Source organism: Ensifer sp. MJa1 (genome assembly GCF_037026475.1).
In the GTDB taxonomy this organism is placed as follows: domain Bacteria; phylum Pseudomonadota; class Alphaproteobacteria; order Rhizobiales; family Rhizobiaceae; genus Ensifer.
Map to the genome: position 1 here is coordinate 41119 of NZ_JAKUMO010000017.1, position 19462 is coordinate 60580.

General features: G+C 63.1%; 20 protein-coding genes. 14 read left to right on the top strand and 6 right to left on the bottom strand.

The features are described 5' to 3' along the window. Window positions 1-13 precede the first annotated feature (13 nt). Together MKZ91_RS21310 and MKZ91_RS21315 are read right to left on the bottom strand one after the other, a co-directional pair. Window positions 14-1192, bottom strand: a complete 1179-nt coding sequence (locus tag MKZ91_RS21310) for an aminotransferase (protein ID WP_336173030.1) — start codon at window positions 1190-1192, stop codon at window positions 14-16. 18 nt (window positions 1193-1210) lie between these two features. Continuing rightward, window positions 1211-2257 (bottom strand): LysR substrate-binding domain-containing protein, encoded by a 1047-nt coding sequence (locus MKZ91_RS21315; RefSeq protein WP_336173031.1) that lies wholly within the window; start codon window positions 2255-2257, stop codon window positions 1211-1213. Between the two features lie 220 nt (window positions 2258-2477). Between MKZ91_RS21315 and speB the strand changes: the two genes are divergently transcribed. The 11 genes from speB to MKZ91_RS21370 all read left to right on the top strand — a co-directional run bounded on the left by speB (window position 2478) and on the right by MKZ91_RS21370 (window position 12355). Then, window positions 2478-3539: an agmatinase gene (speB, locus tag MKZ91_RS21320; protein ID WP_336173032.1), complete on the top strand. Its 1062-nt coding sequence runs from the start codon at window positions 2478-2480 to the stop codon at window positions 3537-3539. A gap of 91 nt (window positions 3540-3630) precedes the next feature. Next, complete coding sequence (locus MKZ91_RS21325) at window positions 3631-4425, top strand: transporter substrate-binding domain-containing protein (RefSeq protein ID WP_336173033.1); 795 nt, start codon at window positions 3631-3633, stop codon at window positions 4423-4425. 60 nt (window positions 4426-4485) lie between these two features. Next, on the top strand, window positions 4486-5154 hold the full coding sequence (locus tag MKZ91_RS21330) for an amino acid ABC transporter permease (protein ID WP_336173034.1): 669 nt from the start codon (window positions 4486-4488) through the stop codon (window positions 5152-5154). Beyond that, window positions 5151-5798: an amino acid ABC transporter permease gene (locus MKZ91_RS21335; protein WP_336173035.1), complete on the top strand. Its 648-nt coding sequence runs from the start codon at window positions 5151-5153 to the stop codon at window positions 5796-5798. Before MKZ91_RS21330 ends, MKZ91_RS21335 begins: the two co-directional genes overlap by 4 nt. A 106-nt stretch (window positions 5799-5904) precedes the next feature. Next, entirely contained in the window at window positions 5905-6984 is a 1080-nt protein-coding gene (locus tag MKZ91_RS21340) for an ABC transporter substrate-binding protein (RefSeq protein ID WP_336173036.1), read from the top strand. Between the two features lie 122 nt (window positions 6985-7106). Beyond that, a complete protein-coding gene (locus tag MKZ91_RS21345; protein ID WP_336173037.1) occupies window positions 7107-8144 on the top strand; it encodes an ABC transporter ATP-binding protein in 1038 nt (345 codons plus the stop codon). Further along, a complete protein-coding gene (locus MKZ91_RS21350) occupies window positions 8141-8995 on the top strand; it encodes an ABC transporter permease (RefSeq protein ID WP_336173038.1) in 855 nt (284 codons plus the stop codon). Before MKZ91_RS21345 ends, MKZ91_RS21350 begins: the two co-directional genes overlap by 4 nt. Then, window positions 8992-9792: an ABC transporter permease gene (locus MKZ91_RS21355; protein WP_336173039.1), complete on the top strand. Its 801-nt coding sequence runs from the start codon at window positions 8992-8994 to the stop codon at window positions 9790-9792. Before MKZ91_RS21350 ends, MKZ91_RS21355 begins: the two co-directional genes overlap by 4 nt. Further along, complete coding sequence (locus tag MKZ91_RS21360) at window positions 9789-10568, top strand: carbon-nitrogen hydrolase family protein (RefSeq protein ID WP_336173040.1); 780 nt, start codon at window positions 9789-9791, stop codon at window positions 10566-10568. Before MKZ91_RS21355 ends, MKZ91_RS21360 begins: the two co-directional genes overlap by 4 nt. A 116-nt stretch (window positions 10569-10684) precedes the next feature. After that, window positions 10685-11638: a ring-cleaving dioxygenase gene (locus MKZ91_RS21365; RefSeq protein WP_336173041.1), complete on the top strand. Its 954-nt coding sequence runs from the start codon at window positions 10685-10687 to the stop codon at window positions 11636-11638. A gap of 153 nt (window positions 11639-11791) precedes the next feature. Continuing rightward, a complete protein-coding gene (locus MKZ91_RS21370) occupies window positions 11792-12355 on the top strand; it encodes an NADPH-dependent FMN reductase (protein ID WP_336173042.1) in 564 nt (187 codons plus the stop codon). 174 nt (window positions 12356-12529) lie between these two features. Here the strand turns inward: MKZ91_RS21370 and MKZ91_RS21375 are convergent, their stop codons facing one another. Beyond that, window positions 12530-14086, bottom strand: a complete 1557-nt coding sequence (locus MKZ91_RS21375) for a VOC family protein (protein WP_336173043.1) — start codon at window positions 14084-14086, stop codon at window positions 12530-12532. A gap of 92 nt (window positions 14087-14178) precedes the next feature. Further along, window positions 14179-15036 carry an SDR family NAD(P)-dependent oxidoreductase gene (locus MKZ91_RS21380; RefSeq protein WP_336173044.1) on the bottom strand — a complete coding sequence of 286 codons (858 nt, stop codon included), beginning with the start codon at window positions 15034-15036 and terminating at the stop codon, window positions 14179-14181. A gap of 200 nt (window positions 15037-15236) precedes the next feature. Between MKZ91_RS21380 and MKZ91_RS21385 the strand changes: the two genes are divergently transcribed. Further along, complete coding sequence (locus MKZ91_RS21385; RefSeq protein ID WP_336173045.1) at window positions 15237-15983, top strand: Crp/Fnr family transcriptional regulator; 747 nt, start codon at window positions 15237-15239, stop codon at window positions 15981-15983. A gap of 54 nt (window positions 15984-16037) precedes the next feature. Here the strand turns inward: MKZ91_RS21385 and MKZ91_RS21390 are convergent, their stop codons facing one another. Further along, window positions 16038-16550: a Dps family protein gene (locus MKZ91_RS21390; protein WP_336173046.1), complete on the bottom strand. Its 513-nt coding sequence runs from the start codon at window positions 16548-16550 to the stop codon at window positions 16038-16040. 228 nt (window positions 16551-16778) lie between these two features. Here MKZ91_RS21390 and MKZ91_RS21395 point away from each other — a divergent pair, with 228 nt between their 5' ends. Next, complete coding sequence (locus MKZ91_RS21395; RefSeq protein ID WP_336173047.1) at window positions 16779-17156, top strand: response regulator; 378 nt, start codon at window positions 16779-16781, stop codon at window positions 17154-17156. 19 nt (window positions 17157-17175) lie between these two features. Here the strand turns inward: MKZ91_RS21395 and cysQ are convergent, their stop codons facing one another. Then, the gene (gene cysQ, locus MKZ91_RS21400) at window positions 17176-17952 is read right to left on the bottom strand and encodes a 3'(2'),5'-bisphosphate nucleotidase CysQ (RefSeq protein ID WP_336173048.1); all 777 of its coding nucleotides are present in this window, start codon (window positions 17950-17952) and stop codon (window positions 17176-17178) included. 232 nt (window positions 17953-18184) lie between these two features. Here cysQ and MKZ91_RS21405 point away from each other — a divergent pair, with 232 nt between their 5' ends. Then, entirely contained in the window at window positions 18185-19435 is a 1251-nt protein-coding gene (locus MKZ91_RS21405) for a sarcosine oxidase subunit beta family protein (protein ID WP_336173049.1), read from the top strand. Window positions 19436-19462 lie beyond the last annotated feature (27 nt).

Genomic DNA, 19462 nt, shown 5'->3' on the forward strand with positions numbered 1-19462 from the left:
TTGCGACAAAGTCTCAGAGGCCCGGCGGCGTGAAGTTGGCCAGCCGTTCTTCGAGCTTGCGGATCGTCTCGGCATCCGCATTGGCAAAGGCAAAACGCAGGTAGTTTTCCTGGCCCTCGCCGAAATAGTCGCCCGGCAGGCAGACGACGCCGGCGAGCTTGGCCAGTTTCTCGGCGATGAACTGCGAATCGATATCGGGGAAAGGGTGGCGGACATAGGCGAAATAGGCGCCGACCGCCTGCAGCTTCCACTTCGGCAGGCGGCTCATGACGTCCCTGAGTGCATCGGCACGCGCCGCGATCTCGGCGCGGTTGGCCTGGCGCCAGTCGGCAAGTGCGGGAATGGCCTTCGCGACCGCCGCCTGGGCTGAACGCGGCGCGCAGATCTGCAAATTGTCCATGATCTTCGTCACCTGCTCGATTACTTTGGGACCGGCGGTGATGGCGCCGAGGCGATGTCCGGGAATGCAGAAGGACTTGGAGAAGCTGTAGAGGCCGATGAAGCTGTCCTGCCAGCCTTCGGTGGCCAGAAGGCCGTGCGGGGCAACGGAAGCATCCGGCAGGAAGTCGCGATAGGTTTCGTCGAGGATCAGCCAGACGCCCTTGGCGCGGCAGGCCTGGTGGATGCGGGCGAGCAGTTCCGGCGGGTAAACGGCGCCGGTCGGATTGTTGGGCGAGACGAGCGCGAGCGCACGGATGCCTGGGCGAAGGGCTGCGGCGATCGCGTCGACTTCGGGCAGGAAGCCGGCGCCGGCGTCGCAGGGGACCAGCTCGACGTTGATGCCGAGCATCGACAGCGTCGTTTCCTGGTTGAAGTAGTAGGGGTTGGTCATCAGGATCGTATCGCCAGCGCCGGCAATCGCCATCGCCGTGCAGATGAAGGCCTGATTGCAGCCCGAGGTGATGTGGATGTTATCGGCCGTGACCGCAGCACCATAGAGTTCGGCGACGTGCGCGGCGTAGGCCTCGCGCAGCGCCGCTTCGCCCTCGATCGCGCCATAGCCGGTGTAGGCCGTCGAAGCCGCAGCCTCGCCGAGCCAGGACAGCATGTCCGGATGGGCGGGATAGCCGGGCACGGCCTGCGACAGGTCGATCAGCGGGCCACGGGAGCCGTCGTAGGATTTCGCCCAGGCCAGCACCGAGGGTACGGGCGGCGGCGAGAGCTTTTCGACGAGCGGGTTGAAATGCGGCATGGCGGGTGTTCCTGTAGGTTAGGCCTTGGCTTTGCGTTTCTGCGGGCGTTCGGGGCGGCGGGTGCTGCTCGGCGCCGAGACCGGCTGAAAACTGTCCTTGCCCGATTTACGATCTGTCGGCTCGGATTTCGAGGTGCGGCTGCGAATAATCGTACGCGCCGATGTCTGTAGTTCCGGCATCGGGTCGCTTTCGAGCGTCGCGAACATCCAGTCGATGAAGATGCGCACGATTGGTGCTGCCAGCACCTCGTTGCGGCAGGCGACGAAGAAGGCGTCATTGGCGGGCACGGTCAGGTCGAAGGGCGCGATCAATTCGCCGCGCGCGATCAGGCTTCCGGCGGTAATCGTGTCGCCGAGTGCGACGCCCTGGTTGTGCAGCGCCGCTTCGGTCGAAAGCCGGGCATCGCTCATGAAATGCTGCTGCCCGCGCTGCAGGTCGCTGGCGTCGGCTGCGGCAAGCCAGGTGTTCCACTCACGGCCGTCGTCGCCATGCAGCATCACATGATCGCGCAGATCGCGCACCGAGCGTAGGGGGCGCATGTTGAGCAGCGTCGGGCTGACGACCGGAAAAAGTTCGAGCCGGCTCCAGAGCTTGGCCCAGGTGCCGGACCAGTTACCGTCGCCATAGATCAGGCAGACGTCGACATCGGGCGAATGCAGATAGGCCTCGTCGTTCGAGGCGATCAGAGTCAGGCGGACGTCCGGATAGTGCTCCGTGAAGAGATGCAGCCGCGGGATCAGCCAGAAGGAGAGAAGCGCCGGGACGCAGGTGATCCGCAGTTCGCCGCTCGTCGTCGGTCGCGTCATCGCTGCCGTTGCGGCGGCAATCTCGGCAAAGGCATGGGTGACGGCCGGCAAGAGCAGCGCGCCCTGCGGCGTCAGCTTCAGCCGCTTGCCGCCGCGCTCGAACAGGGCCGCCTTGACCGAGAGTTCGAGCGCCCGGATCTGGTGACTGATCGCCCCGTGGGTGACGTTGAGTTCGCGGGCAGCTGCCGAAACGGAGCCCCGTCGCGCCGTCGCTTCGAAGGCACGCAAGGGGTTGAGCGGTGGCAGGCGGCTGGACAAATCTGCGGGTTCCGGCTGAACTCAGTATGTGAATTTTTCTCACACGAAACGCTATAACAATGTCAATTGATTTTCCAGAGGAATTGCCGCCTAATATTGATCAACAAAGGCGAAAACGCCTGGGGAACATGATCGTGCCGGACGAGCCGGCTCCATCCGCAGCGAGATATCTGTGGCGCCTTTGCGCGCATGCCTCAGGCTATGGATGACGGAGGACCTCATGGCCTGGAACGACAACAAGCTTGCCGAACTGAAGGCGAAATACGGCGAAAGCCATGGCGGCGAGCTGTTCGACCCGACCTTCCGCAAGGTCGCCGACAAGATCTTCAACAAGAGCGGCACACGGCTTGCGCCGTATTCCGGCATCCCGACCTTTTTGACCGCCCCGCACATGCCGGTTGACGCGGAAAACCCAGATTTCGGCAATCTGCAGGTGGCGATCGTCGGTATTCCCATGGATCTCGGCGTCACCAACCGTCCGGGCTCGCGCTTCGGACCGCGGGCGCTGCGGTCGATCGAGCGCATCGGTCCCTACAACCATGTGCTCGGCTGCACGCCGGTACAGGAACTGCGTGTTGCCGATATCGGCGACGTGCCGTTCCAGAGCCGCTATCGGCTGGAACTCAGCCACGAGGATATCGAAAAGCGCATCAACCAGATCGTCGACGCCGGCGTTCTGCCGCTGTCGGTCGGCGGCGACCACTCGATCACCCATCCGATCCTCAAAGCCGTCGGCAAGAAGCGTCCGGTCGGCATGATCCATATCGACGCCCATTGCGACACCGGCGGCGCCTACGACCTCACGAAGTTCCACCATGGCGGCCCGTTCCGCAACGCGGTGCTCGACGGCGTTCTCGACCCGACCCGCGTGGTGCAGATCGGCATTCGCGGCTCGGCGGAGTACCTCTGGGAGTTCTCCTACGAGTCCGGCATGACCGTCATCCACGCCGAGGAAGTGACCGGTCTTGGCATTCCCGCGATCATCGAGAAGGCGAAAAAGATCGTCGGCGACGGCCCGACCTATCTTTCCTTCGACATCGACAGCCTCGATCCGTCCTTCGCGCCGGGAACCGGTACGCCTGAAGTCGGTGGCCTCACCACCCGCGAGGTGCTGGAACTGATCCGTGGTCTCAAGGGCATCAACCTTGTCGGTGGCGACGTCGTCGAGGTGGCGCCGCAGTACGACTCGACCACCAACACGGCCCACGCCGGCGCGCAGGTGCTGTTCGAGATCCTGAGCCTCATGGTCTTCAGCCCGGCGATTACGGGCAAGCCTGCCTAAAGCAGCCAACAAGTTCGTCGGCTGCCGGACCGGAAACGGCAGTCGACCACCAGACGTCACAATCACAAAGCTTCCGGGTAGGGGAATTCCAATGACGATCCATTCGAAACTGAAGACAGCCTTCGCCGCCGCCCTGATGCTGGGTGCTGCCGCCGGTATCGCCAAGGCAGACGCGCTTGCTGATATCAAGTCGGCCGGCCAGATCAATGTCGGCATCTTCTCCGACTTCCCGCCCTTCTCCTCGGCGAGCGCCGACATGAGCATCAAGGGCTATGACATCGACGTGGCCCAGCAGATCGCCGATAGCCTCGGCGTCAAGCTCAACCTCGTCAGCGTCACCGGCCAGAACCGCATTCCCTATCTGAACGACAAGCGCGTCGACATCCTGATGAGCGTCGGCTTCTCCAAGGAACGTGCCGAGGTGATCGACTTCGCTGCGGCCTATGCGCCTTACTACATCGCCGTCATCGGTCCGGCCGAACTGAAGGTCGCCGGCAAGGAAGACCTTGCGGAGAAGACCATTGCCGTCAACCGCGGCACGCTGGAAGACACCTCGCTCACCGAGGCAGCACCTGCCAATGCCGACATCCAGCGCTTCGACAACTACAATGCTGTCATCCAGGCCTTCATCTCCGGTCAGACGCAACTGATGGTCGTCGGCAACGACGTCGGCGCCCAGGTGCTGGCACGCCAGGAGGCGCTGAAGCCGGAGCAGAAGTTCCAGCTTTTGACCTCGCCGTCGCATATCGGCCTCAACAAGAACGAAGAGGGGCTGAAGACCGCGGTCAACGACGTGGTCGCCAAGATGCTCGCCGACGGCAAGCTGAACGCGAGCTCGGAAGCCTGGCTGAAAACGCCCCTCAACCCCGAGAACCTCAAGGACTAACAAGCCTGATGGCCGCGGGGGGCAATCCCCTCGCGGCCCGCTTGAGGAAAGGTTGCGACGATGGGCTACGGCCTCAGCTTCGGTTGGCTCAAGGACGCCGCGGGCGCGATTGCCCATGGCGCGGCCATGACCGTGTTCCTGATCGCCTGCACCACGGTGCTCGGCATCCTGATCAGCATTCTCTTTGCCGCCGCCCGCCGCAGCCGCTACGGGCTGTTGCGCAAGGCGGTGGCCGTCTATGTCGAAGTCGTCAGGAACACGCCGTTCCTGGTGCAGCTGTTCTTCATCTATTTCGGTCTGCCGAGCCTCGGCATAAGGCTCGACCCGATCGTCGCTGCGATCGTCGCGATGACGCTCAACATGGCCGCCTATACGACCGAGATCGTCGGCGCCGGCCTCGATGCCGTGCCGAAGGGGCAGAGTGAGGCGGCGTTTGCGCTGGGGCTGAAGCAGAGGCAGGTCTTCATCAAGATCATCCTGCCGCAGGCGCTGAAGGTGATCTTCCCGGCGCTGACCAGCCAGGTCATCATCATGATGCTGGAATCGGCCGTCGTCTCGCAGATCGCAGTCAGGGAGCTGGCGCATGAGGCGGACCTGCTGCAGGCGCGCACCTTCCGCTCGTTCGAGACCTATTTCGTCGTCACGCTGATCTATCTTGGCCTGTCGATGGCCGTGCGCCGACTGTTCGTCGCCGGTGGCCGCCGCGTGCTTGGAGCGGGCGTGTCATGATCGAGTTCACCTTCTGGGACATCCTGCGCAACCTGATCTTCGCCACCCGCTGGACCGTGCTTCTGTCGGCCGTCGCCTTTGCCGGCGGTGCAGCGGTCGGGCTTGCGATCCTCGCCGCGCGCATTTCAGAGCGTCCGTGGCTGCGCCGTTTCGGCTCCGGCTACATCGCGCTCTTCCAGGGCACGCCGCTTTTGATGCAGCTGTTCCTGATGTTCTTCGGCCTGCCGATGCTGGGTTTCCGGATCGAACCCTGGACGGCGGCGGCCCTCGGGCTCACCTTCTACGCCAGCGCCTATCTCGCCGAGATCTGGCGCGGCGGGGTGGAAGCACTGCCGCGCGGGCAGTGGGATGCTGGCGCAAGCCTCGGGCTGCACCGGTTGCAGGAACTGCGCCTCGTGATCCTGCCGCAGGCCTTCGCCATCACTCGGCCGGCCGCCGTCGGCTTCCTTGTACAGTTGATCAAAAGCACCGCGCTCACATCGATCATCGGCTTCGAGGAGCTTCTCAGGACCGCCAATGCGATCAATAATGCCACCTTCGAACCTTTCACGGTCTATGGGCTGGTCGCGGTGATCTTCTTCGTGCTGTGTTATCCGCTGACACAATATGCGCGCATGCTGGAGCGGAGGGCTCCGGCGCACTAGGGCGCCATTTCGGGTGCGAGCGGATCGCGCTGAGCACTGAAAACATGTAAGGAATCAACTACAACAGGGAACGAGGCGGCAAACGCCGAAACAAAGGAGAACGAGAATGATCACCACTCCCATTAAGCGCCGGACGCTGCTCGGCGCCGGTCTTGCCGGCGCCTCGATGCTGGCAATGCCGTCGATCCTGCGCGCGCAGGACAAGTCGCTGAAGGTCGGCGTCTATGGCGGCTACTTCAAGGATTCGTTCGACAAGAACATCTTCCCGGAGTTCACCAAGGCAACCGGCATCGCGGTTGAATCGATCGCCGAACCCACCGGTGAAGCCTGGCTCGTCCAGCTCGAGCAGGCTGCCCGCGCCGGCCAGGCGCCGGCCGATGTTTCGATGATGTCGCAGGTCGCGATGCTGAAGGGTCAGTCGACCGACCTCTGGACGCCGCTCGACACGACTAAGATCAAGAACGCCTCGAACCTGATTGACCGCTTCGTCAACAAGTATCCGGATGGACGCATCGCCGGCATCGGCGCCGTCTCCTGGTACATCACGCTGGTCACCAACACCGACGTCTACAAGGAAGCGCCGACCTCCTGGTCCGCTTTCTGGGATCCGGCGAACGCCGACAAGCTCGGCCTGCTTGCGCTCGTCTCCAACTCCTTCCTGCTTGAAGTGACGGCCAAGACCTTCATGGGCGGCACCAATGCGCTGGACACGGAAGAAGGGCTGCTCAAGGCGTTCGAGAAGCTTGCCGAAGTCAAACCGAACGTCCGCCTCTGGTACCGCGACGAGGCTCAATTCGAGCAGTCGCTGAAGTCGGGCGAAATCCCGATGGGCCAGTATTATCACGACGTGACGGGCCTTGCCGCAGCCGACGGCCATCCGGTTCGCTCCACCTTCCCGAAGGAAGGCGGCATCCAGGATTCCGGTTGCTGGGCGCTGTCGCGCGCTTCGCAGAAGTCGGAAGAGGCGCATATCTTCATCGACTACATGTGCCAGCCTTCGATCCAGGCGACGCTGTCGCGCAAGGTCGGCACGTCGCCGACCGTCAAGCGCGAAGTAACCGATCTCACCGACAAGGAATTCGCAGCCGTTTCGTCCGACATCGAGCCGATCGTACCGCGCTACGATCTCTACCAGACCAAGTCGGATTGGTTGAACCAGAAGTGGACCGAGCTGATCGTCGGCTGATCCCACCCGCTCCCCGGAAAGTCGGGGAGCGCCGCAATCTAACGACGGGGAGGGGCCTTGCCGGCCACTCCCCGCCTAAAACCCTCCCATGAGGCGGAGGGGACCATCCTCGCGGAGTCACAATGTCCGGACTTGCCCTTCAAAACGTCGTCAAGGAATTCGGAGCCTTCAGGGCCGTCAACAATGTCGATCTGACCGTGCCGCACGGCACCTTCGTCTGCATGCTCGGACCATCCGGCTGCGGCAAGACCACGCTGCTGCGCATGATCGCCGGCCTCGACCTGCCGACCGGTGGGGCGATCAGACTCGACAGCGAGGACATCACCCGCGTGCCGACGCACAAGCGCAATCTCGGCATGGTGTTCCAGTCGCTGGCGCTGTTTCCGCACCTGACCGTCGGCGAAAATATCGCCTACCCCTTGCGCATTCGCGGCGTTGCCAAGGAAGACCAGAAGAAGCGCGTCGACGAGTTGCTCGCGATGATCCATCTTTCCGGTTATGCCGACCGTCCGGTTGCCAAGCTCTCCGGCGGCCAGCGCCAGCGTGTGGCGATTGCGCGGGCGCTGTCGATCTCGCCGAAACTGTTCCTGCTCGATGAGCCGCTGTCGGCACTCGACGCCAAGCTGCGCGAGGCGATGCAGGTGGAACTGCGGCAGCTGCAGCAGCAGCTCGGCATCACCACCATCGTCGTCACCCACGACCAGCGCGAAGCGATGACCATGGCCGACACCGTCGTCGTCATGAGCGGCGGCGAGATCCGCCAGGCCGCTTCGCCGATCGAAATTTATCGCCGCCCGGCCGACAGCTTCGTCGCCGACTTCATCGGCCAGACCAACCTTCTCGATGTCCAGGCCGACAGCACCGGCCGCGCCGAGGTGCTTGGCCACGTGGTGCCCGGCCTTACCCTGCCGGCCGGCTCCAACAAGGGCATGCTGTCGGTTCGCCCGGAGGACGTGCACCTGACCGCGCCCGGCGTTGGCGCGCTCACCGGCAAGGTCACCTTCGTGCGCGATCTCGGCGGCACGATCGAAACCTTCGTCGACATCGACGGCCGCCAGATCGTCGCCGTCTCGACGCCGCGCGAGCGGCCGGAGGTCACCGTTGGCCAGGAGGTCGGCATCGCGCTTACTCCCGATGTCTGCGTGGTGCTGAAGAAATGAGACGCGAACCGCCCCAGACCCTCGGCGATTACGCGCCGCTCCTCTTTCCCGCGGCGATGCTCACCATCTTCTTCGTCGTGCCCTTCGGCACGATGATCGCCGTCAGTTTCTTCCAGCGCCAGCAGGGCGGCTTTTACACGCCGGCCTTCGTCTTCGACAATTACGCCCGCTTCCTCTCCGTCTTTTTCGGCGGCGTGCTCGGCTTCTCGCTGATGCTCGCCGTCGTCGTCGCCATCTGCTGCGTCGTGCTCGCCTTGCCCTTCACCTATATGCTGACGCGCATGGCGCGCAACGTGCAGGTGGTCTGGCTGGTGGCGCTCCTGTCGATCCTGTCGCTGTCGGAAGTCATCATCGGCTTTGCCTGGTCGACGCTGTTTTCGCGCACCGCAGGCATTACCAACATCCTCGTGGCACTCGGCATCATGGCCGAGGCCAAGGCCTTGACGCCAAGCTTTGGCGCCGTCCTGACCGGCATGGTCTACCAGGCCTTCCCCTATACGGTACTGGTGCTCTTCCCGGCGCTCGTGCGCCTCGATCCGACATTGACGGAAGCGGCCCGCACACTCGGCGCCTCGCCGCTCAAGGCCTTCTTCACCGTGGTCGTGCCGGCGCTGCGCAACACCATCACCGCGACCCTGATCATGGTCTTCATCTTCGCGCTCGGCTCCTATCTGTTGCCGCAGCTTCTCGGCCGGCCGCAGCACTGGACGCTGTCGGTGCTGATCACCGACCAGGCGATCTACCAGTCGAACATGCCTTTTGCCGCCGCCATGGCGGTGTTCCTGGTGCTCGTCACGCTCGGGCTCGTGGCGCTCACCGTGATTGCCGGACGCAAGGGAGAAGCGGCATGACCTCGATCTTCCGCAAAGCCTATTTTTTCCTGATCGGGCTGTTCCTGTCGCTGCCGCTGATCGTCGTTGCCGGCGTCTCGGTCAACCAGAAGCAGACGCTCGCCTTTCCGCCGCAGGGCTTTTCGCTCTCCTGGTATGGCGAAATCTTCCTCAATCCGGAATGGCGCAACGCGCTTTTCGCCTCGGTGACGCTCGCCGTGCTTTCGGCAGCACTTGCCGTCGCGATCGCGCTGCCGCTCTCCTGGTTCCTGTGGCGGCGGATCGCCCCGTGGGCGAACATCTTCCAGCTTCTCGGCGTTGCGCCCTTCACGCTGCCGCCGGTCATCACCGCGCTCGGCATGCTCACCTTCTGGGCGACGGTCGGCTTCTACGGCCAGCCATGGACGGCCGTCGTCAGTCACGCGATCTTCTTCGTGACGCTGCCTTTGGTCACGCTGTCGCTTGGCTTCACGTCGATCGACCGTTCGCTGGTTGAGGCCGCATCGACCATGGGCGCTGACGAGCGCACGATCTTCCGCACCGTCGTGCTGCCGCTGATCCTGCCCTATATCGTCTCGGGCTACGCCTTTGCCTTCGTGCTGTCGCTCAACGAATACATCGTTGCCTACATGACGGTCGGCTTCACCGTCGAAACGCTGCCGATCAAGATCTTCAACGCGCTGCGTTACGGCTATACGCCGACCATGGCCTCGGTGACGATCCTGTTCGTCACGACGGCTGCGGTGATTTTCGGCCTCGTCGCCCGCTTCGGCGATCTGCCGAAGCTGCTCGGCGCCATGTCGTCGGATGGAAAATGATGAAGCTCGCGGCTCTCCAGATGCAATCGGCGGCGGGTGACATTGCCGCCAACCTCGACCAGATCGCCCGTGCCGCCGCGGAAGCCGCAGCGAAGGGCGCGACGCTGTTGCTGACGCCCGAGCTCGGCATCACCGGCTACGGCGCCGGCGAGGCGCTGACGGCGCTTGCCGAGGCGCCGGATGGCGCGATCGTCCAGCGCCTCAAGTCGATTTCGTCCGACACCGGCATTGCTGTTATTGCCGGCTTTGCCGAGCGCGATGGCAAGGATGTCTACAACAGCGCCGTGTATGTCGACGGCGAGGCGGCACCGGTCGTCTACCGCAAGTCCCATCTCTATGGCGACTACGAGCGCGCGATCTTCAGGGCGCCGGAGCCGTCGACCCGGCTCTTCGTGCATCGCGGCGTCACCTGCGGCATGCTGATCTGCTACGATGTCGAGTTTCCGGAGAACGTGCGGCGACTGGCGCTCGCCGGCGCCGAGGCAGTGCTGGTGCCGACGGCACTGCCGGCCGGCTGGTCGGGCGATTTCATCGCCGAGCACATGATCCAGACGCGCGCCTTCGAGAACCAGGTGTTCGTCGCCTATATCAATCATCACGGTTCGGACCCGCTGTTCTCGTTTGCGGGCCTTTCGCGGATCGCGGCACCGGATGGGCAGCTGCTGGCCAAGGCCGGGGCAGGGCAGGAAACCATGCTGCTCGTCGATATCGACCCTCGGGTCTACGCAATCTCGCGCCTTGAAAACACCTATCTTGGCGATCTCAATCGGCGCTAAGCGCGCGCCGATTGGCCATCTCACGAGAACGTTCTGTTCTTGATTGGTCCCCTGTCGGAAACGATGCTGCATCCCATATTGTGCTCAACAGCAATGCCAAAGCATTGGAGGCAATCATGAGCTTGCAACTGACTGGGATCCACCACCTGACGGCGATCACCGCCAACGCGCCGGAAAATCTGCGTTTCTACACCGAGGTGCTCGGCCTGCGGCTGGTCAAGAAGACTGTCAACCAGGACGATACCACCGCCTATCACCTCTTCTACGCCGATGGTCGCGCGACGCCCGGAACGGACCTGACCTTCTTCGACTGGCCGGTCGGGCCGGAAGGGCGCGGCACGCACAGCATATCACGCACGGGTCTTCGGGTCGGCAGCGCTGAGAGCGTGCGCTGGTGGAAACAGCGCTTTACCGACCTCAAGGTCACGGCTGATGACGTCGTCGAGATCGATGGCCGCGTCTCGCTCGATTTCGAGGACGGCGAAGGCCAGCGCTTCCGGCTGATCGACGATGGCGGGCTTCAACCTTCGCATCCCTGGGGCAAGAGCCCGGTTGCAGCCGAGCACCAGATCAAGGGTCTTGGGCCGATCACCATCAGCGTGCCCGACATCACCAACACGGAGCTCGTGCTCACCCATGTGATGAACATGAGCAAGGCGCGTACCTATGCTTCGCCGGACGGCGAGGGCGAGGTACATGTCTTCACCATGGGTGAGGGCGGCCCCGCAGCAGAACTGCATGTCGCGGTCCAGCCGGGATTGCCGATTGCCCGGCAGGGTGCCGGCGCCGTGCATCACGTTGCGTTCCGCGCGCCTGACAACGCGGCGCTGACGGAGTGGACGGAGCGGCTCGACGGTTTCCGCCTGCCGTCGAGCGGCGAGGTTGAGCGTTTCTACTTCCGCTCGCTCTATTTCCGCGAGCCGAATGGTGTTTTGTTCGAGATCGCCACGGACGGTCCCGGATTTGCGGTCGACGAGCCGATGGAGACGCTTGGCGAAAGCCTGTCGCTGCCGCCGTTTCTGGAGCCCAAGCGCGCCCACATCGAGGCTCGACTGAAGCCGCTCAGATAAACGTGACGATGAAGCCGGGGATTTCCCCGGCTTCTTTCTTCCTATCTCACTGATCCAGTTTGACTATCGGCGCGGACCCATGACGATGGTCGAAGCGTTAGTTGTTTGTGGCGCACGTAGCGAGCTGCGCACAGAGTGAAAGGATCAGGCGCAATGACAAAAATCCTCGGCATATCCGGCAGCCTGCGCAAGGCGTCGTTCAACACTGGCCTGATGCGGGCGGCGGCTGGAGATGTGCCTGCCGGGATCGAGTTCGAGACCGCGACGCTGCACGGCATTCCGCTTTACGACGGCGACCTCGAAGCTGAGAGCGGCATTCCGGAAGCGGTGACGGCGCTGAAGCAGAAGGTGATCGCTGCCGATGGCGTCATTCTGTTCACGCCCGAGTATAACAACTCGATCCCCGGCGTGTTCAAGAACGCGATCGACTGGATGAGCCGGCCTTCCGCCGATATCGCCAGGGTGTTTCGCGGTCATCCCTTCACGCTTGCCGGCACCTCGCCCGGCAATTTCGGCACCATCCTCAGCCAGAACGCCTGGCTGCCCGTCATGCACACGCTCGGCGCCGAACTCTGGTCGGGCAAGCGGCTGATGTTGCCGAAGGCGGATACGTTGTTTGATGCCGAGGGCAATCTGACGGATGAGGCCGCCCGCGACCGGCTTGCCGCTTTCGTCAAGGCGTTCGCGGATTTTGCCGGGGCGGCGAAGAACGCTTGAGGCGACGGCCAACGCTTGGGGAACCAAGCTCTCGACCTGTCATCCTCGGGCTTGACCCGAGGATCCAGAGGCCGTCTTGAGCTTGGTGGCCCGCGGGTGGATGTTCGGGTCAAGCCCGAGCATGGCGAAAGAGGGGGAGCCCGGTGGTTGGGGGTGGAACGGGGGCCCGAAGCCTTAAAGCCGCTTTTCCGTCAGCCACTGCTGTATGGCCGCAACATCGGGCGCGCCGATTTCATGCCCCATGTCCAGCTCAACCGCTTTCAGATCCGCGCCGGTGCGGGAAAGCTCCGCCTTCAGGCGCGGCGCGAATTCTCCGTAGCTGTCATGCTCGCCCGTCAAAAGCAGGATGTTCGTTCCCAAAAGATCCGGCGGCGGAACGTCGTCGAGGACGAGCATGGAGCGCATCAGCACGACATTGCGAAGAAGCCCTGGGTGCAACAGCATCAGGGCCACCAGCAGGTTGGCGCCGTTGGAATAGCCGACGAAGACCGTTTTCTCGAGATCGATGCGATAGCCGTCCCTGGCCCCTTCAACGAAGGCGGCGAAGGCCTCGGCTTCCGACCGCGCGTCCTTCTGGTCGAAGGTCGTCGGCGAATAGCGGCGGAACCAGCGTGGCGCTCCTTCCTCGTTTGAGCGGCCGCGAATGCCGACGAGCGTTGCCTCCCGGTCGACCTGGTGGGCCAGGTGCAGAAGCTGTGTCTCATTGGCGCCGCTGCCGTGCAGCAGCATGAAGGTGCGGTCGTCAAGCGTCTGCGGATGGTAGAAGCGATGCACGAAGGGAAGATCGCGCTCGGTCAGCCGCGGTTCTCCCGGCAGCGCGAACTGTGGCATGGCGAGCAGCATTTCTTCCCTGGCAGTGCTGAAATGCGCAGGAACGAAGAGTTCCGTACCGAGCGTTTCCCTGGGCTCGTCGGCCATGAAACCGGGCACGTCGCTTGCGAGTTCATAGAGCGAGCCGCCGGGTTCGCGCACGTAGAGCGAATAGAAGTATTTGCGGTCATGCGCATTGATGGCGCCCGCGCCGTCGCGTTGCAGGTCATCATGCACGCGTTCCACGGCAGCGCGATCCGGAGCGCGGAAGGCAATGTGGTCGATCGTTCCGGTTCCGGGAGCAGATGTCCAGAAGCCGGCCGCGTTGCGCACGTCGATGATGTCGCCGGAGGTAGAGGTCAGGCGACGGATCGTGTCGTTGGAGGCCGTTTCGCTGTAGCCGAAATGCGTTATCAGGAAGCGGGCGGATTCATCAGGCTTCTCGGTGAGGATCGTCGCACCGCGCAGGCGCCGGATCGCGTCTTCCCCGGGGATATCGCGGGTGCTCCACGGAGCAACTGCCGAAACGGCCTCGGTGCCGACGAGCTTGACGATGACGCCGTCCGGGTCCTTCAAGCGCAGCACCGGTTCCCCGAATTCCTGCGACGGACCTGAGGTCGCGATGTTGTACTGCAGCGCGCGGGTCAGCCAGAAGCCGATGCTCTCCGGGCGGATGGCGAAGGCGATCTCGCTCGGCTGGCCATGGCCCACCCGGCCGCGCCCGCCATCCTCCCACATGAGAAAGGTGACGAGTGATCCGGGCGAGCCCTCGGCATCACCGTAAAAGAGGTGCAACTGGTTGGCATCCTCGTAGCCGCCGGTCCGCTTGACGAGCCTGAGCCCCAGGAAGCCGACATAGAAATCGACGTTGGCCTGGACCTTCCGGGCAATCAGCGTGATGTGGTGGATGCCGCTCGTCATGTGTCGTTCCTCATTGATTTGCCTCCACAAAACACGATGCGCCGCGCCGGCGCCAGAAGCGCTGGCGAGAACGCTGTGTTTACGCGCAGAGATCAGTCGCGATCCTGTTCGAGGAACGCCTTGAAGGCCTCGGCATACTTGGGATGCCAGCGCGACAGCGGCGGCCGGTTCTCGACGATGTCGCCAGCCGCCCAAAGGATGCGCCGTTCGTCGGTTGCCCGCGGCACGTCGTTGTCCGGGCAGAGAATGTAGAAATCTCCGCGCGCCAGGCTTTCCATCATGAACTCGACCGTCTGTTCCGAGGTCCAGGCACCGGCCGGCTTTTCCGTGCGGCCACCACCCGTCATCCCGGTATAGACGAAACCCGGGATCAACAGATGGGCGTGAACCTGGCTTCCGGCCGTGTTGCGCAACTCGTGTTCGAGCGCCTCGGTGAAGACCTTTACGCCGGCCTTCGAGACATTGTAGGCCGGGTCGCCGGGTGGCGTGGTGATGCCCTGTTTCGAGCCGGTGTTGATGATCACGGCGGCTTTGCCGTGGGCGATCATGCGCGGGGCGAAGACACGCGAGCCGTTGATCACGCTCCAGAGGTTGACGCCGAGCGTCGTCTCCCAGGCGGCCAGTGGACCGAGAATCGCACTGCCGGGCTGGACACCGGCGTTGTTCATCAGCACGTGCACTTCGCCGAACCGCTGATGCACGCCGCGTTCGAGCGCTTCGATCTCTTCGGGGCGCGAAACATCGGTCGGTATCGCCGCGATGTGTTGCGCCCGGCCCGGCGAAATGGCTGCAACCTCGGCTGCCGCCTTGTCGAGCTTCTCGCCTGCAAGGTCGGTGAGGACGACGCGCATGCCGAGCGAGGCGAAGTGACGGGCAGCCGCAAGGCCGATGCCGGAGGCGGCACCGGTTACAACGGCGAGATTGTTGGGGGCGAAGGCAGGATGCGACATGGCTGGGCTCCTTTGTTTCACCGTCAGAGATAGGACGCCGATGGCCGCCTGTCTATTGGCGGCCATTGAGAAACCGCACACCGGCGAAGCTCCCGAAAGCCGTTTCTTTTCAACGTGGTCCTTGCCTGCAAAGGCACTGGCGCTAGTTTGAATTCTGATAGCGCATCCGCGCCACGCGATCAGAAGAGGTGGTAAACGGCGTGAGCACTCGCAGCGAAAAACGCACGGCTTGCGAAAACTGCCCCTTGCACAAGCTCGACCACTTCCGGGCGTTCACAAGCGAGGAGCTCACCTATGTTTCGAGGTTCAAGATCGGCGAACTCGCGGTGGATGCCGGCGCTACCATCCTGGTGGAAGGGGCTCAAAGCGCGCACCTCTTCACCGTGCTTTCCGGCTGGGGCTTTCGTTACAAGACCCTCGACGACGGCCGCCGCCAGATCCTGAACTATGTCATGCCCGGTGATCTCGTTGGCTTACAAGGCACGCTTATGGGCGAGATGCAGCACTCCATCGAGGCTTTGTCGCCGGTTACGCTCTGTGTGTTCGAGCGCGGCAAGCTCAACCAGCTCTACAAGAATTATCCGGATCTCGCCTATGATCTCACCTGGATCGCGGCGCGCGAGGAGCGCATTCTCGACGAGAACCTCTTGAGTATAGGCCGTCGGTCGGCACTGGAGCGGGCTGCATACCTGCTTGCCTTCCTTTACCAGCGTGCCAAGGCGCTCAATCTCTTCAACAGCGGTCGCGTTGCCATACCGATCAGTCAGCAGCACGTGGCCGACACGCTTGGGCTTTCGATCGTACACACGAACAAGACGCTGAAGAAGCTCGCGGCGCGCGGATTGATCCGTTGGGCAGACAAGGGCTGCGATATCGGTGACGTCGATGGTCTGCTGGCAATCGCCGGATGGGACGGTTACCGCGAGACCAAGCGGCCCTTCATCTGAACGGTGCAAGGATGATGGCGGCGCCGCGCGCCACCATCATGATCGGCCTGCGGATCAGCTGGCGACGATCGCCCGCAGCATCCAAAGCGCCTTTTCATGGAAATCGAGGCGATCGGTCAGCATGTCGGTCGTGACGAGGTCGCCGTTTTCATCGGCCTTGGTACCGGCGTCACGCATGCGGCGCACCGCTGCTTCATGATCGGCGATTAAATCCGCCACCATGTCGGCAGCACTCGTGTGGTTGACGGAGGCGCCGCTCGGGGCAAAGGCCGTCGCCTCGGTCAGCTTTGCGGGGGCGAGGTGACCGAGCGCGCGAATACGTTCGGCGATGACGTCGGTCGCCTGAAACAGCGCGTTGTAGTGTTCTTCGGTCAATTCGTGTAGCGGCTTGAACAATGGGCCGACCACGTTCCAGTGATAGATGTGGCTCTTGATCACCAGCTTGTAGGTGCCTGCAAGGATGTCGGACAGTGCGCCGGCCATCTGTTGGCGATAGGCCTTCTTCAGCCCGATGTCGAATTCCTCGTCCTTGACTTTCGGTTTCAGCACGGAGGCTGCCTGTGCCATTGTCCTGCTCCAGTTCTGTCTCGTGACAATCCGTAAAGACGGCGATCGTACCGGCCGATCCTGATCCGCCCACGGGTGCTGAACGTCGGGGGCAGGCGGTTGTTCCGCTGAAGACCACGGCCGGCGCCACATGTCTTAGTTAAATGCCGGGGCCACTTGAGAAGCCTATAGATCGTCGATATCGGCGCCAAAGCCCTGTCGGCGTGCGCAGCAGGTGGAGTGATTTGAATGGACGAGATTCCACCCCATGTCCGGGCCGTTCTTGTTCTCGAGGACAATTTCATCATTGCGATGGATGCCGAGGAGATCCTGAGCACGCTTGGAGTTTCCGAGGTCACGATCGCGACCAGTGCGGACCAGGCGATGGAAATTCTGGCGCGCCAGGCATTCGATTTTGCGATCCTCGACGTCAGCCTTGATGATCACACGAGCTTTGACGTTGCCGATGCCATGATCGCGCGCGGCATGCCGTTCGGGTTTACCAGCGGCTACGGAGACGCAGAACTGTTTCCGAGGCACCTGCGCGACATTCCGCGGATCGACAAACCCTTCAATGAAAGAACGCTTGGCCAGTTGATTGCGGCGGGAACGCGACAGGGCGAGTGACGACGTCGTTGCGGAACCGTCAGGGCTTGCCGCGAGACACGAACCAGGGATTGGCAAAATCGCTATCGTCCTTCTGGTTGCGCTTGCCGTAGGTGAGCGGCGTGCCTTCCATCGTCAGCGTTTCGCCGCCGGCGGCGCGCAAGACCGCGTCGCCGGCGGCAGTGTCCCATTCCATCGTCCGGCTGAAGCGCGGATAGACGTCGGCGAGCCCCTCGGCGAGAAGACAGAATTTCAGCGATGAACCGACTGCCGTGTAGTCGGAGATGCCGTGCTCCGACAGATAGGCCAGCGTCTCGGCGCTGTTGTGCGAGCGGCTGGCGAGCCCGACCATGCGGTCGCCGCAGCTGCGACAGCCGATGATCGCTTCATGGTCGACCCGGAAGGTTGCGTCGATCACTGCCTTGACCGCCTTGCCGTGGTTTGCGGCGTAGAGAATGCCGAGCGCCGGCGCGTAGACCACGCCCGCGACCGGCGTGCCGTTTTCGATCAGGGCAATGTTGACGGTGAAATCGTCGTGGCGGCCAATGAACTCCTTGGTGCCGTCAAGCGGATCGACCAGGAAGAAGGTGTTGCCGGAGATATCCGGCACCGAGCCGGCGGCGACCGATTCCTCGGCAACGACGGGGATGTCGGGAAAGGCGCGGGCAAGATCCGCAAGGATGATGCGCTCTGCGCAGGCATCGGCATCCGTCACCGGCGAACAGTCCGGCTTGTAGGTCACTTCCGGGCCGGCGTGGTAGATGTCGAGGATCGCTCGACCCGCCGATATCGCCGATTGTTGCAGTACTTCGAGCATTGCCTCTTTCCATCAGTCCGTCACCAAGCCCATAGCATACCGGGGACAAGAAAATACCCATGCATTTTGGCGGTGGCCACATCCGCTTCAAGACTAGCATCGAACCATCCCGCCGTGCAGCAGCCCGCACGATGAGCCGGCGAAGGTTTTTTGCGGCGGCGGGTGGCTTTGCGTCTTTGCTTCCGCGCTTCGGCTGTGCAAATGTGCCGACGCAACTCACCTGGATGCCTTCATGCGCTATTCCGCTTTCTCGCTTGTCAGGAACGCCCTCTCCGGAAACCTGAATTGGAAACCGCAATGGCGCCAGCCGCAGCCGAAGCCGCACTATGATGTGATCATCATCGGCGGCGGCGGGCATGGGCTTTCCACCGCCTACTACCTTGCCAAGGAATTCGGCGTGAAAAACGTCGCGGTGCTGGAGAAGGGCTATCTCGGATCCGGCAATGTCGGGCGCAACACGACGATCGTGCGTTCCAATTACATGCTGCCGGGCAACGAGCCCTTCTACGAGTTCTCGATGAAGCTCTGGGAGGGGCTGGAACAGGACCTCAACTACAATGTGATGCTGTCGCAGCGCGGCGTTATCATGCTCTACCACAGCGATGGCCAGCGCGACGCCTATATCCGCCGCGGCAACGCGATGTGGATGGAAGGGGTGGCGGCCGAACTCATCGAGCGCGAGCAACTGAAGAAGATGATCCCCTTCCTCAATTACGACCATGCGCGCTATCCGATCCTCGGCGGCTTGCTGCAGCGCCGCGCCGGAACGGCCCGGCATGATGCCGTCGCCTGGGGCTATGCCCGTGGTGCCGACCAGCATGGCGTCGATATCATCGAGCATTGCGAAGTGACCGGCATTCGTCGTGAAAACGGCATCGTCGTCGGGGTCGAAACGACCAAGGGCTTCATCGGTTGTGGCAAGCTGGCGCTGGCTGCGGCCGGCAACTCCTCACGTGTCGGCGAAATGGCCGATCTCAAGCTGCCGCTCGAGAGCCATGTGCTGCAAGCCTTTGTTACCGAAGGGCTGAAGCCGTGCATCGATCACGTGATCGTCTATGGCGGCGGTCATTTCTACATTTCGCAGTCGGACAAGGGCGGACTGGTCTTCGGCGCCGAGATCGACGGCTACTCCTCCTATGCCCAGCGCGGCAATCTGGCGACGGCCGAGCACGTCATGGAGGAGGGGGTGACTATGATCCCCGGCCTGTCGCGGGTGCGCGTGCTGCGCGCCTGGGGCGGCGTCATGGACATGAGCATGGACGGGTCGCCGATCATCGACCGCACCTCGATCGACAATCTCTACCTCAACTGCGGCTGGTGCTACGGCGGCTTCAAGGCGACGCCGGCCTCCGGCTACTGCTTTGCCCATCTGATCGCCAAGAACGACACCCACCCGGTGGCGCGCGCCTTGAGGCTCGATCGGTTTGCGCGCGGCTACGCCGTCGACGAGGCCGGTGCCGGCCCGCAGCCCAACCTTCACTGACAATGTCTGGCGGCTGCCCGGCCGCGC

Excerpts from the sequence above, each read along its gene's own strand:
- MKZ91_RS21310 (WP_336173030.1), bottom strand. The coding sequence starts at position 1,192 with ATGCCGCATTTCAACCCGCTCGTCGAAAAGCTCTCGCCGCCGCCCGTA.
- speB (WP_336173032.1), top strand. The coding sequence starts at position 2,478 with ATGGCCTGGAACGACAACAAGCTTGCCGAACTGAAGGCGAAATACGGC.
- MKZ91_RS21325 (WP_336173033.1), top strand. The coding sequence starts at position 3,631 with ATGACGATCCATTCGAAACTGAAGACAGCCTTCGCCGCCGCCCTGATG.
- MKZ91_RS21330 (WP_336173034.1), top strand. The coding sequence starts at position 4,486 with ATGGGCTACGGCCTCAGCTTCGGTTGGCTCAAGGACGCCGCGGGCGCG.
- MKZ91_RS21335 (WP_336173035.1), top strand. The coding sequence starts at position 5,151 with ATGATCGAGTTCACCTTCTGGGACATCCTGCGCAACCTGATCTTCGCC.
- MKZ91_RS21340 (WP_336173036.1), top strand. The coding sequence starts at position 5,905 with ATGATCACCACTCCCATTAAGCGCCGGACGCTGCTCGGCGCCGGTCTT.
- MKZ91_RS21345 (WP_336173037.1), top strand. The coding sequence starts at position 7,107 with ATGTCCGGACTTGCCCTTCAAAACGTCGTCAAGGAATTCGGAGCCTTC.
- MKZ91_RS21350 (WP_336173038.1), top strand. The coding sequence starts at position 8,141 with ATGAGACGCGAACCGCCCCAGACCCTCGGCGATTACGCGCCGCTCCTC.
- MKZ91_RS21355 (WP_336173039.1), top strand. The coding sequence starts at position 8,992 with ATGACCTCGATCTTCCGCAAAGCCTATTTTTTCCTGATCGGGCTGTTC.
- MKZ91_RS21360 (WP_336173040.1), top strand. The coding sequence starts at position 9,789 with ATGATGAAGCTCGCGGCTCTCCAGATGCAATCGGCGGCGGGTGACATT.
- MKZ91_RS21365 (WP_336173041.1), top strand. The coding sequence starts at position 10,685 with ATGAGCTTGCAACTGACTGGGATCCACCACCTGACGGCGATCACCGCC.
- MKZ91_RS21370 (WP_336173042.1), top strand. The coding sequence starts at position 11,792 with ATGACAAAAATCCTCGGCATATCCGGCAGCCTGCGCAAGGCGTCGTTC.
- MKZ91_RS21375 (WP_336173043.1), bottom strand. The coding sequence starts at position 14,086 with ATGACGAGCGGCATCCACCACATCACGCTGATTGCCCGGAAGGTCCAG.
- MKZ91_RS21380 (WP_336173044.1), bottom strand. The coding sequence starts at position 15,036 with ATGTCGCATCCTGCCTTCGCCCCCAACAATCTCGCCGTTGTAACCGGT.
- MKZ91_RS21390 (WP_336173046.1), bottom strand. The coding sequence starts at position 16,550 with ATGGCACAGGCAGCCTCCGTGCTGAAACCGAAAGTCAAGGACGAGGAA.
- MKZ91_RS21395 (WP_336173047.1), top strand. The coding sequence starts at position 16,779 with ATGGACGAGATTCCACCCCATGTCCGGGCCGTTCTTGTTCTCGAGGAC.
- cysQ (WP_336173048.1), bottom strand. The coding sequence starts at position 17,952 with ATGCTCGAAGTACTGCAACAATCGGCGATATCGGCGGGTCGAGCGATC.
- MKZ91_RS21405 (WP_336173049.1), top strand. The coding sequence starts at position 18,185 with ATGCGCTATTCCGCTTTCTCGCTTGTCAGGAACGCCCTCTCCGGAAAC.